Genomic DNA, 15,596 nt, shown 5'->3' with positions numbered 1-15,596 from the left:
TTAAACCCTCTCTTGTCTTGCTTTGATTTCGGTTTGCAACGCTTTTAAAAGCTCTTTGTGGTTATACTTGCCTGAGAGCTCCGCGATTAAATCCCTTAGATCATACCCTTTTGGCTTGTCTTTAAACCTGACCTGGTAAAGATCGCCCCCTATGACCGGATAAAGAGCATTAAAGCCGTTTTGACTAGGCTCGTCATTATCTACGAAGCAAATCACGCGCTTGCCTTTCAACCCCTCTAATATTTCGTCTTTTAAAGGGTTATACTCGAATTTGGATATTTCGCCCGCATTCTGGAAACAAACGTAAGAGGCTTTTAGTATCTCAAATAGTCTGACCTCGCCTATACCCTCGGCTATGAATACCACGTCATCGGACTTATTAAAGCGATGAGGTATGAAGCCATTATTTGACCCTTTGGCTCTTATCCACTTTTTGCCCTCGATAATATTACCGGCTTCGTTTCTTAGTCGTCTTGTGGCTATGGCTTGCGTTTTATCGCCGCTTTTTAAAATGATCGCCAGGCTTTGGTGTTTCGTGTTGTAGCCTAGACATTCAATATCTCTTAGCTTCGCGCTACACGCTCTTAGAAAATTGCACGGATAAAGATCGTAAAGCTCGTCGGTTTGTTCCTGCGCGCATAAACTAACGCCCGTATATGCATTTAAATACGCCTCCCTTAGCTTCGTGGCATATTGACTAAGGTCTATGCTATCTATTGCACTGCTCGCTTCTTGGTATCCCTCACACGGCGCTAAATTTGGCTTACTCAAAGATACGTTTTTAAAATCCTCGATTGATTTCATTTCTCAGCCTTTAGTCTTTTGTAAAGCGGTTCGTAATGAGCTCCCAAAAAATTATTTAGCATTGTTTGCGCTAGCTTCAAATTTCCGGTTAATAGCTCTCTGTTGCTCTCTATGTTTTTTAGTTCATCTTGCGTTAATGGTTGGTAGCCGCTCACGCCTTTTAGCCGGCTATTTTCATCTATGGTCGCGTCGGTTACCATATCCACTAACTGCTTTTGAGTTTCTAGCTCTTGTAAAAACTCGATACTCTTAAAAATGAAATCTCTAAATATGCCCTCTTTGTCGTTCGTAAAAATAAATTTTGCCGTCTCTTTGGCTTTGGCCACGTCTATTTTCACAAGCTCGCTTAATCCGTATTTATTAGCTCCGGTATCTATTATCTTTTGTATATCTTTTGTCATCACTCTGCTCCTAAAGCATATTTGACTATTTGTAGGGCCTCTGCTTTCGAGTAGCCTACAATCTCGTTTAAAAAGGCGAATACATCGCCGCCGAATGTTCCGCCAAAGTCTTTAATGTAGCCGTCTTTATCTATCGACGCACTAGGCGTTCTCTCATCTCTAATCTTAAATTTGTAAGCCCTGTCTATGCTGTAACCGCAATTTATGATTATGCTTGCTACGGCGTCGCGGTTTAGATAAGGTTTTAGCTCCTCATATTTTGACATCTTGCACCTCATCGACATACTCGGCTATCGCTTCGGCTACTTTGTAGGCGTTTAAATACGCCTGCGCCTTTTTGCGATCTTTGATAAACCTCATCTTGCAGTTAGTGCCGTTTGCTCTTGTGTGCCATCTGCTGCCGCTTATGCCTAGCTTCTCGAGTTCTACGAAGTATTGATTAGAGTTGCTTATATGAGCTACGTCTGAGGCTGTTACCTCGCCCCGGTCCAGCATTATCCTTACCAGGATTTGTTTATTTGTGCGTGCCTGTCTCATTGTCTAGCTCCGCATTCTTGCCGTTAAAGAATTGATCGCACTCTAAAGCGTCAAATAGGGTTACTCTCTCACCCACCTTTACAGGCTTTAGGTATCCTTTTTTAGTGTAATTCCAGATTGTGCTTTGGCTTACCCCGTAAATCTTTGCCACCTCATAAGCTCTTAGCTTTTTTCTTTAGTGTGTAGTTTGTTGCATTGTATTGACCTTTATTTGTTTTTATTCAAGCTTGATGAGGGTATTGTTGCATAAATTGATCTTTTAATCTAGTGCGAAAATAGCGTTAAAATCGATGTTAAAAATAAATTTTTAGCAGTGAAACAAATTTAAAAAATAATAAATTTCACAGATTTTAATGTAGATTTTTAAAAACTTGCTTTAGTTGAGATGTAAAAAATAAATTTTTGCGTCGATTTTGATGTAAAAAATTTATTTTTTACCTGAGAATATGGCTATTTTAAAAAACAAAATTCTTTTTTATTGATATTCTAAAAGCTTGAATATCTTTTAGTAGTTGTGTTTTGCTTATTTTGTTTTTTGTATATTTTAAAATAAAATCAAAGACTTTGTCATCAAATTCCCTATTTATCTGTGATAGGGTTTCTTTTTCTGTTAGAGTTTTTAGGTCTCTTTCAAGAACTTTTAAAAGTTTGTTTATGTTGGCCAATGTTCCTTTTTTGCTAAAATCATTTTTCTCATCAACTAATAAAATTTTAACATCTGACATCGTCTCAATCTTAGACATAACGTCATTAAATGATGCTTCTGGTGGGTATTCAGATAAATCGATTACTGATTTTTGATAAAAATCCATCAAGAGCGTAGTTATTTCGAGCCCTTTTTTAAGGGAGTTGATGAGACGTAGTCAATGGGCTCTTTTAACTGTCTTAGCTTCCACAAATAAAGCTCGGTTGCTGACAAAATATTTGTTTTTAACTCTCTTTCGTTTATTGCTTTAATTCCTAAGGCGTCTAAAAAATACAGATTTAGTAAAACCTCATCGGGATTTTTTAATTTTCCTATCGCATTATCTCCACACATATTTTCTTGCAGTTCTAATAAAATCTCCTCTGATATTTTTTTAACCTTTGCCATTGCTATTGCCTTTCATCTCTCAAATTTAGTATAAATCCGCTCCACCACTCAAAAAGCCCCCTAAGCTAGTTTAAAAAGGTCGCTTTTTCGCTGTATGATAGCTCTACCCTATCGCCGTGCAGGTGGTCTAACGCCTTGTTGATTGCTTCCGTGCTGGTGTTGTGTTGCTCTAGGTAGTTGTAAACGGCTGTTTTAAATATGCCTCTAAAGCTATGAGCCGTTATTATCCGTCCGGTATCTCTATCGTAAAATTCAAACTCTTTAATGGTTTTTGTAGGAGTATCTTTGTGGATCGGGTTTTTGTAGCTCGTATTCATAAAAACATACGGGTAGGCTTTAAATTCTCGCTCCTGCTCCCTTAATATGCTAATAACCTCATCGCTTAGAGGCAAGATAAAAGCCCCTAGCGATTTATTCTTATTCTTTTGCAGCTCTCTTGGTATCGTTAAAAGCTTCTTGTCAAAATCCACGTATTCCCACTTTAAAAGCGTAAGCGGTGCGACCCTTAAAGGAATATGTAAGGCGAATTTTAAAATATTGCGCGTGCTAAGAAAAAACGGATAATCGTAAATTTTATTGACAAACGCCCTTAAGTCCTCTATCTCGGTAAGCTTGCCGTAATGCTCTGCCTCTTTATTTATGATGATCGCTTTTGCTTGGATATTTGAGATGATATTAAAAGGCGTGTAGCCTTTCGTAGTGGCATAATGAAATATGTTATTTAATAGCTGGTGCAGTATTTGCGCCGTTTGGGGTGTATCCTTGCCTATCTGTTCTAATATTTGTGCTATCTCGCCGTGATTTATGCTTTTGATAGCTCTATCCCCTATAAGAGGCGTAATATGATTATTTATGCGGTTTGCTTTGGTTTGTAGCGTTTTTGGCAGCACTCGCATTTTTTCAAGCTCCAGCCACTCGTTAAACACTTTGCTAAACGTCTGCTTATGGTCGCTTTGTCTTTGCTCTCTTGCCTGCTTTTTATGCTCTTTCGGGCTTATGCCTTGCGATATTAGACTTTTGTACTCGGCTCTTAGCTCCCTTGCTCTTGCTAGGGTAATGTCCGGATAAAGTCCAAAGCCTGCGCTACATTTTTTACCGCTTACCGGGTCTATGTAATAAAATACCCACCCTTTCACGCCTTTAGAGGTAATAAGTATCGCTAAGCCTCCACCATCTGTCAATGAGTAGTCTTTTTCTTTCTTGATTGCTTTGCGTATTTGCGTATCTTTTAAAATATCTATTGCCATTTTAGCCCCTAAAATACGATATTTAAAAGCGTTTTGGAACATTTAGGGTTTTTAAAAAACGGCACATTTTGGAACATTGGGATTTTTTAGCTCATAAAAATGCTCTCAATGTTCCGTGAGTGTTCCAAAAATCTTTGGATTGCATTATATTTCATTGTAGCTTATTGGATTATAAATAGCTTAGAAACGCCGTATTTTAGGGCTTTTTTCGGTGTTGTTTGGATTGTATTATAGGGGGTTAAATAATAGAATGGTGGTTAGGGGCAGAATCGAACTACTAAGCATTTCTTAAGATTTATTTTGATTTATAAATCCCTAGAATACGGTACTCTAAGTTTTATATAAGTTTATTATAATTGCTAAAAATGTCTAAATAGATGGCACCCAATATGGTACCCATTTAAAATTAAAGATCTGCGTGTTTTATTTCGACATGCAGATTTTAAATCTGTATGTTTATCTTTTTGGATTAATATATTTTAAGTTATATATTGTTTGTTTTTATAAATTTATGACAATTAAAATAAAGGTTGTATCTAGTAGCGTGGTAATAGTGTAAACTTTAAGGTGCCGACTTATGTCCTGCAATAACTTGATATTAATCATAAAGCAAAACAAAATCGGCTGGATAGCAAAAGTAGGAATTTGCGCAACGAATTTGATGCCGATATCTCAATGATCAAAAAGATAGTATAAGTCAAAAGGGTTTAGATTGCCATTGTGGATATAGTATTGGATGTAAATGTATATAGTCATTTACAATAATACACACTTTTATTTAAAAAATGACCTTGTATGTATTTTATTCCATGTATTTTTATGCTATAATTGTATTGTATTACATAATTTAGGAGTAAGCCATGTTAGATCAACTTTTTTTAAAAAGCAATGACCTTATAAGGTTAAACAACCATAAATTTAAAAGATATTTTATAGATTCCAAGGATTTATCTCATAGGCTTATTGTTATCCTTGGGCAAAGAGGTATAGGAAAGACTACTACTCTAGCCCAGCTAGCTAGCAAAAACAAAGATAGCCTTTATTTGAGCTTAGACGATATAGAGATATCAAACGATATAACTTCTATCATAAGAGAATTCGCACTAAACGGCGGTAAATACCTATATCTTGACGAAATTCATAAAAACAAGGATATATCGGCGATCTTAAAATTCGCTTACGATAACTTTAAGGAGCTAAACATAGTAGCTACGGGTTCATCCGCCCTCGAAGTACTAAAGAGCTCTCACGATCTAAGCAGAAGAGCCATCGTTTATAAGATGAACGGAATGAGTTTTAGAGAGTATATAGGATTAAGATACGGCGTAAATTTGGATGCGATAGAGCTAAAAAACCTGCCGCTAAATCACGAAGACGCAGCCATAAATATAATAACCGCATTAAAGCAAAAAGATCTAGCCGTCATCAAGTTTTTTAGAGAATATCTAAAAGTCGGCTACTATCCGTACTACAACGATATGTCAAATGATACTGCCTTTTATCAGACTCTAAGGCAAAGCATAGAAGCTACGATAGATAGTGATCTTTTAAGTATATATCCAAATTTAAACGGCAATACGGCAAGAAAGCTAAAGATCTTAACTCATGCTATAAGCACGAACGTCCCATATCAGCCAAACTACTCAAGCCTAAAATCGCTTGTTGATATAAGGGATGATAGGACGCTAAAAGAATACCTTGCTATGCTTGATAGTGCTGGACTTATAAGGCTTTTAATGAAAAACGAGCTTGCCATAAAAAATATGGATAAGGCAGACAAAATTTACCTTGAAAATACAAATTTAATGTATATAAACAGCCCTGATATAGGAAATGTGAGAGAGACATTTTTTGCCAATCAGCTTGGAAATATCACTGAAATTTACTCGGGCAAAGGTGGTGATTTTATGGTTGGTAATAAATTTACATTTGAAATAGGTGGAGCAAAAAAGAGCTTTGAGCAGATAAAAGATATGCCAAATTCTTTTATAGCGGCAGATGATATTGAAGTTGGGGTCGGTAATAAGATCCCATTATGGTTGTTTGGGTTTTTGTATTAATAATTTAAAACTAGGAGTATGTCGTGTTTGAATATAAAGTACCAAAAAAAGAAGATGGTGGGTTTGATCTAAAATCAACAGAAAGTAATAGTGTAATAATTATAGGTGCCAATGGTTCTGGCAAAAGCAGACTTGGAGCATGGATGGAGCAGCAGGATCTAGATAAAATTCACAGAATAGGCGGTCAAAGAAAATTAAATTTTCATGAGGAGATCCCTTTAAAAAGCGAAAAGGCTTCGGTTAATGGTTTCATGTATGCAAATGAAGATGCATCCAATAGCTACTCCTTGAATAAAAATTATCGTTGGTCGGATGGTAAAGAATATGTGACAAAGCTTATTGATGATTTTGATTATGTATTATCTGCTTTATTGGCTAATAAAAATACTACCAATTCAAAGTTTGTCGAAAACTGTAAAAAGGCTGAATGCGAAGGCAAAGAAAAACCAAATGTTCCACTTAATTCGCTAGATAAACTAAAGTCTATTTGGAGTGTCATTTTTCCGCATAGAGCCATTATAGAAGAGGATAGTAAATTTTATGCTATTTGCAACTGCAATGGCGAAAAATATTCTGCAACACAAATGAGTGACGGTGAGCGTTCAGTGCTTTATTTGGCAGCACAGGTTTTATGCATGCCAGAAAATAAAACTATAATAATAGATGAACCAGAGTTACACTTGCATGGTTCAATAATGAATAAGCTATGGAGTGGATTAGAAAAAATCAGAAGTGATTGTTTGTTTATTTATATAACTCACGATACAAAATTTGCTGCCAATCACTCAGGTTCAGATATTATCTGGGTAAAAGAATATAATAGTGGTATGTGGAAATATGAGTACATAAATGATGATATATTTCCCGAGGATATGCTTTTTGATATATTAGGAAGCAGAAAAAGAATAATTTTTGTAGAAGGGAATGGCGATAGTCTAGACGTGCGTTTGTATTCGTTGATCTACAATAACTATAAAATAGTACCTTGCGGAAGTTGCGAAAAGGTTATCGAATACACAAAAGCTTTTAATGGTATGAAAAATATACACGATAATGAGGCGTTTGGTTTGATAGATATGGATTTTAGATCAGAATATGAGATTAAAAAATACAAAGAAAATAATGTGTTTTCAATAGGGGTCGCAGAAGTAGAAAATTTATTTATAGTTAAGGAAGTTATAGAATTTATGTCAAACAAAATGGCATGCGATAAATTTGACCTTACAGATATAGAAAAACAAATTGAAGATAGATTTTTAAAACAAAAACAGCAACAGATCAATAATGCGGTGATTTCGGAATTAAAATATCAACTATCAACGCTAGAAATATGTGATTCGCAAACAATATACGAAGACATACAGATAAAAATTAAAATAGATGATATACAAAACGAAAAATTAATAATATATGATAGTGCTAAAGAATATGTAGAAATATTAAAAATTTTCAATGAAAAAGGAATTGTAGAAAGCGTAGGGCATTATTTCAACTTAAAAAATAAAGAATACTGTAATCAAGTGTTGCGCTTCCTGGAGAGGGAAGACAAAAATACGGTAGTTGAAATTTTTTCTAACTATTTACCCGAAGATATTGATTTAAGCTGATTTTTCATTACGGTCTTTTTAGCATCTCGCAAGCAAGATGGCTTTATTGTAGAAAAGTAAGACCAAATAAGATCTTACTTTTTATTAGCACCAATCAGCATATCAAATAAATTCACAAATATAAGATTATTCTATTATAATCCTAAATATTCAAGGATTATAATACAAGTATTTAAAATAAACTCGTAGATAATGACAGAGAAAGAAGTATATTTAAAGTTTCATAGTGACTTTAATAAGCTGACAGACAAAACAATTGTCGTTTAAACTCACGTTTACCAAGCTGCATAAATTTCGAAGATACTATATGCAAGCCTATTAAGAACGACTCAAGGAATTTTATAGAGTATTCAAAGACTTGTTGTTATAGAAAAATACGTATGCTTTATAGTGACCTGGCTAGCTGCAAAGACTGTTTAAATAAGCATGAGATACGCCACAAACGACCTTGGTAAAACAAAAATTACGAGGATGAAATTTAAATAAAATGCTACATGACAGTATAATCGTTCATAGACGTTGACAATTTAAAATTTTCATGCTATCATGTCTTAATATCGTCTACGTTTATAGACAATTACATAAAGGGATAAAAATGTTAAATTTAATAGAACAGTATCAAGAAAGATTTCTTAAAAACTTTTACACGACATACAAGCGTTATTTATACGATGAAATAAATTTTAGCGAGAAGCTTATCGGTATAGTAGGGGCCCGTGGTACCGGTAAGACCACAATGTTATTTCAAAAGCTGATTGAATTAAAAGTTCAAAACAAAAAGGCTCTATACATAAGTCTTGATTATCCGTTTTTGGGCTCTACTAGCCTTAGCGAACTTGCCTTTGAATTTGTAGATAACGGCGGCGAATATCTGTTGCTAGACGAAGTGCATAAATACGAAGATTTTGCCGCACACTTAAAAACTATATACGATATGAGTCCTTTAAATGTAATTTTTACCGGTTCATCGGCGGTAAGTATACTAAACGCAAAAAGCGATTTATCGCGTAGGGTTAGCGTATTTAGCCTAGAAGGGCTTAGTTTTAGAGAGTTTTTAGAGCTTGAAAACGGTATGACGATAGATAAATTTAGCCTAGAGACGATACTAAAAAACCATCAGGCAATAGCAAATGACTTAAAAATAAAGCTAAGTCAATTTAAAAAATACCTCAAATTTGGCTATTATCCGTTTTACTTTAATAAGCAAAGCTCATACTACGAAAGCTTGCTAAATACGATTAACCTAAGCATAGACGTAGATCTAACGTCTCTCGGGTTAGTTGAGCAAAAGTACACATATAAGCTTAAAAAACTGCTTGAAGTAGTTTGCCAAAGTGAGCCGTTTGAGGTGAATTATACTAAAATTGCAGTTCTTGCCGAGATAAGTAGAGCCAAACTATATGATTATATCGCCTATTTAAACGATGCAAGACTAGTAAACATGATAGATGAGCAAAGTAGGGGACTTAGCAAACTAGTAAAGCCGGCAAAAATATATATGAATAATACAAATTTAATTTACGCTTACGGCGATGATTGTAAGGCGGGCACAATAAGAGAGACTTTTTTTGCTAATCAACTAAAGGTAAAACATAGGCTAAATATCCCAAAACAAGGTGACTTTATAGTAGATGATAAATTTATATTTGAAGTGGGCGGTAAAAATAAGGGCTTTGAGCAGATAAAGGATATCTCAAACTCATATATAGCTGCTGATGAAATAGAGGTCGGAAGCGGCAATAAGATACCGCTTTGGCTGTTTGGATTGTTGTATTAGGCGTTAAAATGGCGATTAATAAACTCAATTATAAAAAGGTCGAAACTTGCTTATTTATGCATAAAGAAAAACCAAATGTTTTTTTGCTAAGAAAGGTTATCGGCAGCAAATACTTCACAAAAGTGCTTACGCTTGAAATTCGTAGCGGATGGAGCAAGAGAGAATATAAAAATGAAGCCAAAAAAAGAACTCGTCAAGTGGCTAGATGGCGTAACTAAGCAGGTAAAGGGGCTGAAGTTTAAAGATACCACTAAGGTTAATGATTTGTTTGAGATGTGGAAAGGCAAAAAAGATATCAACAAAAAGTCCGTCGCTAGCGACATCGCTTTTTATGAGACATATTTGCAAGACGGTATCGGCAAAGAGATCGTAGTAGACGTCATAGCTGCCCAAATAGACAATGTTATCCATAATCTAATGCACGATGGAAAATTTAATAAAACAATAGGAAAAGTGCAGGTATTATCAAAGCGCACAGCATATGATAATACAAGGCGAATTTTAGGCGAGATGTTTGACATAGCGCTTCGCAATCGGCTGATAGCGGTAAATCCTTGCACTCTGCTAACTAAAATAGCTAAAACGACTAGAAAAACGATAGTAAAAGATGCGGTCGGTAAATTTTATAAGCTAAAAACGGCTATTTTGGAGCTCTATAAGGACGATCCGTTTTGGAGAGGATTTTTCTTGTTTTGTTTGTATGGTAGACGAAAAGGAGAAGTAGCCAGCCTAAAATGGGAAAATGTCGATTTGGAAAACAACGTATATTACCTAATAGATACAAAAAACGGAAACGACTACAAAAAGCCGCTTCCTTTGTTCGTAAAAGAAGCCATAATGCAAATACCGGCCGATAGATACGGCTTAGTATTTGCAAGCCCAAAAACGGGCGAGTCTATTAAAAATACGGATAGACAAAAGATGAAACTCGATAAATTTGTAGGTTTTGATGATTTTAAACTGCATGGTACTAGGCATATAAGCGGTTCGGCACTCGAAGAGCTTGGCGCAAATAGTGATATTATTAAAGATCATTTAACTCACAAAAGAGATGGTGTTACATATAAAAATTACGTAACTTACGATACCTATATAAATAGCTGTAAGGCTCTTGAGATTTTGGAGGGTATAGATGGATAAAAAGATTATAATAGATGGAGCTGTTTTTACCAGTAATCGGCATAGGGCTATTGACCTTATAAGAATTAATATGACCATGGAAATTTGTGAAGCAAGTTTTGACGGAATGAAATTCTTAAATGCTGCTTTTTATACAAGAGAGGTAATAGAATGTTCTAGGCCTACGCTTATTAATTTCTTTGAGAATTACTACTTTATAGACGATAGTAACTATGTTGAAAATAAAGCATTGGTCGTGATGACGGAGTATTTTAAGGATTTTGATGGCGACATAATAGAATATAGCAAGAAACTAAAAAGAGAAAAGGAGCTTATGGGCAAAAAGGGATTCTTTGCCGACACGATACGCAATACTATTGCAATGAAAAATTATTATGAAGATGATTTGGAAGAACTATCTAAAAATCTATTCTTTTATATTTTAACAAAAACCAATGATATTTTATATGATACCAACAAAGACTATAAAAAATTTGTAGATTCTATATTAAATTTGCAGGAATACGGAATTTGTACAGAAATAGACAAAATGTATTTGAGTAGGACATATAATAAATACAAGAAACTCGTAAATAAAAATTTATCACAAATAAATAGCTTTCGAAACATGAAGCTGGACACAAAAATTTCTAGAAATACTTTTCTCGTAAGTATAGATGAGGGTATAAAGCATACATTGGATAGTTATGAAAAATTTAATCCTATAATAGCTTTTTAAAAAATTACAAATTTTCTATTTTTATTAATCGTTTTTGTAACTTTTCTACCGATATTTTTTATATTATCATCCCAAAAATATAAGGAGTATTTTATGAATGATAATATTATAAAACGTTGGTTGAGCCCAAAAGATGTTGCGGAAGAATATGGGATAGCCGTAAATACCCAGGCGCAATATCGTATGAGGGGGATAATCCCGCATGTGAAGATAAATAGAATAATAAGATATGATAGATACAAGCTGGATCAGTGGTTTGAAAAACATACCGTTGAAAGCAAGGAGGCGCTATTGTGAATCATAGAAAGTTTCCCCATAAAGTATCTGTTCGCCTTAGTGACAGCGAAAAAGAAAAACTTGAGCTTAATGCATCTTTGGCTGGCATTAAGGCATCTGCCTATATTAGACATGTTATATCAAACGCCAAGCCTCTTGTCCATAAATTCGATAAAACAATGGTGATTCAGGTAGCAAAAATAGGCAACAACCTAAATCAAATCGCGAAGCATGTAAATACGCATAAAACCATAGACGGCATCGTTTTAAAACAGATGCTCGACGTTAATAAAAAATTAGACGACCTAATATCGCAAAAGCTAATCCGAGAAGTTAAACATGTTAGTAAAATTCTTTAAAACTAAAAACGGTGGTAGTGTCGCTGGCATCAACTATCTTTTAAATCATAGGGTAAAAGATAAAACGGCGTTTGTTTTAAAAGGTAGCGAAGCGGTTACTAGGCGGATAGTATCCAATATGACTAAAAAACAAAAACTCTGTATAGGTTGCTTGAGTTTTGAGGAATCTGACATTGATTTAGATACCAAACGAAAGATCATAGACGAATTTGAAACGCTATTGCTTGGAGGATACAAAGAGAGATTCAATGTCCTTTGGGTGCAGCATGTAGACAAAGGAAGATTAGAATTAAATTTTGCTGTTCCTAAAATTGATTTAGAAAACAACATGGCTTTTAATCCTTACTACCATAAGGTAGATAGGCCGCTAATCGATACCTGGCAAAACTACGTAAATTTAAAATTCGGGTTTACCGATCCAAAAGACCCCGCCAAAGCTCATATGCTTCAAGGATCTAAAAAAGAATTAAAGCTAATTAAAGACTACATAGAGCTAGAAAAAATACTGACCGATAAATTTATAAATCAAGAATTTACTTGCAGAGACGACATCTTGAACGCTTTTAAAAGTAGCGGCATAGATATAACTAGAATCGGCAAAGACTATATATCGGTCAAATTACCAAATAGCAAAAAAGCAAAAAGATTCAAGGGGGATATATTTAGTGAGGAATTTAGAGGCTTTGAGAGCTTGGAGCAACTCCGAGGTAAAACTGAAACAAGAGCAACGGAATTTGGAAATAGAGCAGATGAGCAAACAAATATCGACGCTTCAGGACGAAGTTTTATATCTGCAGACTATCTTAAATCAAAAGAATCAAGAGAATTTAGAATTATCAAATTCAAACAAAGCTTATCAAAACGAGATCAAGAGCTTGCAAGACTCAAAAGAGAGCTTGACAAACAAATACAAAAACGCACTCAATGGCTTGAAACACAGGTTAGTAGAGTGCCGAAGCGAAGCAGATACATTCAAAATACTATCGGTGATCTTGACGATAGCAGCGATTTTGGTATCGATATACGCATGGAGGCTATATCTACAAAAGAACGATTTAATCCAAGAAAATCAGACTATGAAGATGTATATAAAGCAGAATATAGATGGCGAGCAATAAATCATAAACATAATATTTTTAACGAAAGGATATTTGACAATGACTTTACTAGAGCAAACATTGTTAGTGCAATTAGAAGAAAAAGAGAAGCAAGAGCAAGATCGGATGGCATTATTAAAGCAGCTATCGACGGAATACGACTTGTTAAACAACGAATTAGTCAAATTGCAAATGCAATTAACAAACAATACAAACTCTTTATCTCAAGAATTAGAGAATGTACAAATTTTGTTAACAAACTTGCAGAAGGAATCCGAAAACCGGACGTTTTTACAAGAGAAATACCTGACGCAGCTAGAGAATTTGAAGAAGTCGCTAGAAAGTATGTATTAAGCCGTATACCCGAAGATACGAAGATAGACGTAAATAAGATAAAAAGGAGAGAGATTAAAGATATCGGAGTTGGTGGAGATATGGGAATGGGTTAATTGCCTCAATAGCGCCTATACGACACAACCTGTCACTCCTCTATGCTAAATTTTCATCATAATTTAAATCAAAGGAGCAAAAATGCTAAAGTACATCATAGGAGGAGTGGCGTTGGCGGCTACTGGATACGGACTCAAAAAATATCTTGACAAATTTGAAATGCGCACATCGCCAAGCAGCAAAACGCAAAACAATATCAAAATGGACAACCTTGATACAAATGAAACAGACATAGCCAACTTGGTGTGCCTTGAGGGTGATGATTTTTTAGAAGCTAGAGTAGTGGAAAAAAGTCATAAATTTAACGAAATGATTCATCGTCTTTTTGTGTCATTGGGAAGTTTACAAGAAAAACTATCAAACGTAGAAAATTTGCCGGATCTAAAATCCGCTTACTCGTCTATCAGCGGCGAAAAGATCTTGAGATTTAAAGACTCCGATGCCAAAAATTTTAGCAAATTTTTCTATATATTTATAGACTCCAAAGAGGATCTGCAGATTTTGTGCGATCTAAATTTAATGATAGATTATGCATTGGAGCGCATGATAGAAAACAACATTTCCAAGCTTGATACTACAGAACAAAAGGTAAGAGATTACTGTAAATTTGATACAGAACAACAGGAGATAATCATCAAGCTAGTTGAACTAAACAATGTTTTAGTTAAGGCGTTAAGAGAGCTAAGGTCTGCCACGCGAATGAAAGAAATAGCAACTGTTTTTAAAGACGCGGCGGGAGTATATAAAAGATATTACGATAAAAAATTTTTTAAGGAGAAAATTTATGAATAAAATTATATTTGTAGCTGCTCTAGGGGCAGGAGTTTACGGCGCTAAAAAATACTTGCAAAGCTATACGAATAGGCAAAGATTTTTTGATATATTAGACGATACGGTAAGTTTTGTCAAAAAAAGCGTAAAAAGAGGCTTTGAACAAGATATCGGGGCTGATTTTTCGTGTGAGATTAGAGAGGTATTTTATACGTTTGAATCCATGAAAAGCAAAAGTTTTGAGATATTTTTTGAGTTTCAAAAAGCGCTTACCGAGACAAGAAATATAAAGCCTAATATATCTCTGCTTAGAATGACACCGATAAAAGATGATTACTCAAATTTTAATACAACCGATGAAAATTTGCAGCTTCTGAGGGAATTTGCTTGTCTTTTATCGCAGGCGAACGAGCTTGTAAATTTTACCGTTATTAACGAGATAGCGACGTTAAACGACGATTTTAGCTCGTTAAACGATACTCAAATGCAGTTTTTATCGGAGCTTATAAATTTAAATAATCTAGTAGTAAACGCCATCTCTTGCGCTTCTTTAACAAGTGATGGCAAAGAGGTAAATGAGCAAACAAAAAGAGCCTTTCAAAGACTCAAAATAAAGCTGGGTTAATTGAGTTAAAATATAGATGGTTTAGGTTTATTGCTTTATTAAAACACGTATAAAGCATTAAATTTCTAACATTAAATTTTTATTTGTCGCTATAAAAGAGGCCGCGAAACTAGCTCACAAAAAATTGGAAGGTTAAATTTAAATTAGTTTTTGTTTAAAATATACTAAAATAAAAAGTTTAAAAAAAGGGGCAGAAGTGGAACATCGAGAAAATAAAGAACAAGCAATAATCGAAGATAAAAAGATAATAGATACTGAAAATATATCTACTGTTCAAGTTAGACTTGATAAAAGCATAAGTGCTTTTTTGGAGAGACAAGGGTATGAAACTATAGTCTAGATAAATTTGAGACAGAAAATCCACAGCAGCTTGGCTTTGTAAAAATCTCAAATATTACGTATGATAGAAAAAAAGACGAGACTGACATTAATTTAATAGACTTTGAACAAATTTTAAGTGCAGTATCGTCAAAAACATCCAAATTTGCCTATATTATAGATGGGGACAAAAATGGAGTAAGCCTATATATAGGGACGGCCAAGGATTCAGTCGATTTTTTAAACGATACGTTTAATGGTATATACTCTGGTTCTCAAACGCAGATTTGTGAAAATTTTTTACTTGACGATATTA

General features: G+C 34.5%; 20 protein-coding genes. 12 read left to right on the top strand and 8 right to left on the bottom strand.

What is annotated here, in order from left to right; genetic code table 11:
• From CSHOW_RS08410 to CSHOW_RS08375, 8 genes are all read right to left on the bottom strand, one after another.
• Complete coding sequence (locus CSHOW_RS08410) at window positions 1-804, bottom strand: hypothetical protein (protein WP_002948794.1); 804 nt, start codon at window positions 802-804, stop codon at window positions 1-3.
• A complete protein-coding gene (locus tag CSHOW_RS08405; RefSeq protein WP_002948793.1) occupies window positions 801-1,205 on the bottom strand; it encodes a hypothetical protein in 405 nt (134 codons plus the stop codon). The genes CSHOW_RS08410 and CSHOW_RS08405 overlap by 4 nt, the downstream gene beginning before the upstream one ends.
• Window positions 1,205-1,471: a hypothetical protein gene (locus CSHOW_RS08400; RefSeq protein ID WP_002948792.1), complete on the bottom strand. Its 267-nt coding sequence runs from the start codon at window positions 1,469-1,471 to the stop codon at window positions 1,205-1,207. Before CSHOW_RS08400 ends, CSHOW_RS08405 begins: the two co-directional genes overlap by 1 nt.
• The gene (locus CSHOW_RS08395) at window positions 1,458-1,742 is read right to left on the bottom strand and encodes a hypothetical protein (RefSeq protein WP_171992819.1); all 285 of its coding nucleotides are present in this window, start codon (window positions 1,740-1,742) and stop codon (window positions 1,458-1,460) included. Before CSHOW_RS08395 ends, CSHOW_RS08400 begins: the two co-directional genes overlap by 14 nt.
• Window positions 1,720-1,893, bottom strand: coding sequence for a helix-turn-helix transcriptional regulator (locus CSHOW_RS08390; RefSeq protein ID WP_157753473.1), 174 nt, complete (start codon window positions 1,891-1,893; stop codon window positions 1,720-1,722). Before CSHOW_RS08390 ends, CSHOW_RS08395 begins: the two co-directional genes overlap by 23 nt.
• A 304-nt stretch (window positions 1,894-2,197) precedes the next feature.
• Window positions 2,198-2,554, bottom strand: a complete 357-nt coding sequence (locus CSHOW_RS08385; RefSeq protein ID WP_157753472.1) for a hypothetical protein — start codon at window positions 2,552-2,554, stop codon at window positions 2,198-2,200.
• An 11-nt stretch (window positions 2,555-2,565) separates the two neighbouring features.
• Window positions 2,566-2,835, bottom strand: a complete 270-nt coding sequence (locus tag CSHOW_RS08380; RefSeq protein ID WP_002948780.1) for a hypothetical protein — start codon at window positions 2,833-2,835, stop codon at window positions 2,566-2,568.
• A gap of 65 nt (window positions 2,836-2,900) precedes the next feature.
• Window positions 2,901-4,082 (bottom strand): tyrosine-type recombinase/integrase, encoded by a 1,182-nt coding sequence (locus CSHOW_RS08375; RefSeq protein ID WP_157753471.1) that lies wholly within the window; start codon window positions 4,080-4,082, stop codon window positions 2,901-2,903.
• Between the two features lie 860 nt (window positions 4,083-4,942).
• Between CSHOW_RS08375 and CSHOW_RS08370 the strand changes: the two genes are divergently transcribed.
• The 12 genes from CSHOW_RS08370 to CSHOW_RS08315 all read left to right on the top strand — a co-directional run bounded on the left by CSHOW_RS08370 (window position 4,943) and on the right by CSHOW_RS08315 (window position 15,302).
• Complete coding sequence (locus tag CSHOW_RS08370; protein WP_002948776.1) at window positions 4,943-6,142, top strand: ATP-binding protein; 1,200 nt, start codon at window positions 4,943-4,945, stop codon at window positions 6,140-6,142.
• A 23-nt stretch (window positions 6,143-6,165) separates the two neighbouring features.
• Entirely contained in the window at window positions 6,166-7,749 is a 1,584-nt protein-coding gene (locus CSHOW_RS08365; RefSeq protein ID WP_002948773.1) for a DUF4435 domain-containing protein, read from the top strand.
• Window positions 7,750-8,344: 595 nt separating this feature from the next.
• A complete protein-coding gene (locus tag CSHOW_RS08360) occupies window positions 8,345-9,526 on the top strand; it encodes an ATP-binding protein (protein ID WP_002948771.1) in 1,182 nt (393 codons plus the stop codon).
• Between the two features lie 8 nt (window positions 9,527-9,534).
• Complete coding sequence (locus CSHOW_RS08355) at window positions 9,535-9,744, top strand: hypothetical protein (RefSeq protein ID WP_039895279.1); 210 nt, start codon at window positions 9,535-9,537, stop codon at window positions 9,742-9,744.
• A complete protein-coding gene (locus CSHOW_RS08350) occupies window positions 9,698-10,666 on the top strand; it encodes a tyrosine-type recombinase/integrase (RefSeq protein WP_081451807.1) in 969 nt (322 codons plus the stop codon). The genes CSHOW_RS08355 and CSHOW_RS08350 overlap by 47 nt, the downstream gene beginning before the upstream one ends.
• On the top strand, window positions 10,659-11,384 hold the full coding sequence (locus tag CSHOW_RS08345; RefSeq protein WP_039895276.1) for a hypothetical protein: 726 nt from the start codon (window positions 10,659-10,661) through the stop codon (window positions 11,382-11,384). Before CSHOW_RS08350 ends, CSHOW_RS08345 begins: the two co-directional genes overlap by 8 nt.
• Before the next feature lie 93 nt (window positions 11,385-11,477).
• Window positions 11,478-11,681, top strand: coding sequence for a helix-turn-helix domain-containing protein (locus CSHOW_RS08340; protein WP_039895274.1), 204 nt, complete (start codon window positions 11,478-11,480; stop codon window positions 11,679-11,681).
• Window positions 11,678-12,019: a plasmid mobilization protein gene (locus CSHOW_RS08335; protein ID WP_171992818.1), complete on the top strand. Its 342-nt coding sequence runs from the start codon at window positions 11,678-11,680 to the stop codon at window positions 12,017-12,019. Before CSHOW_RS08340 ends, CSHOW_RS08335 begins: the two co-directional genes overlap by 4 nt.
• The gene (locus tag CSHOW_RS08330; protein ID WP_002948754.1) at window positions 12,000-13,565 is read left to right on the top strand and encodes a relaxase family protein; all 1,566 of its coding nucleotides are present in this window, start codon (window positions 12,000-12,002) and stop codon (window positions 13,563-13,565) included. Before CSHOW_RS08335 ends, CSHOW_RS08330 begins: the two co-directional genes overlap by 20 nt.
• An 82-nt stretch (window positions 13,566-13,647) precedes the next feature.
• The gene (locus tag CSHOW_RS08325) at window positions 13,648-14,358 is read left to right on the top strand and encodes a hypothetical protein (protein WP_002948751.1); all 711 of its coding nucleotides are present in this window, start codon (window positions 13,648-13,650) and stop codon (window positions 14,356-14,358) included.
• A complete protein-coding gene (locus tag CSHOW_RS08320) occupies window positions 14,351-14,962 on the top strand; it encodes a hypothetical protein (RefSeq protein WP_002948749.1) in 612 nt (203 codons plus the stop codon). Before CSHOW_RS08325 ends, CSHOW_RS08320 begins: the two co-directional genes overlap by 8 nt.
• A 196-nt stretch (window positions 14,963-15,158) precedes the next feature.
• Window positions 15,159-15,302, top strand: coding sequence for a hypothetical protein (locus tag CSHOW_RS08315; protein WP_157753470.1), 144 nt, complete (start codon window positions 15,159-15,161; stop codon window positions 15,300-15,302).
• Window positions 15,303-15,596 lie beyond the last annotated feature (294 nt).

This window comes from Campylobacter showae (genome assembly GCF_004803815.1).
GTDB lineage: Bacteria > Campylobacterota > Campylobacteria > Campylobacterales > Campylobacteraceae > Campylobacter_A > Campylobacter_A showae.
The sequence above is the reverse complement of the archived record's forward strand: the minus strand, read 5'-3'. Positions and strand labels throughout refer to the sequence as shown.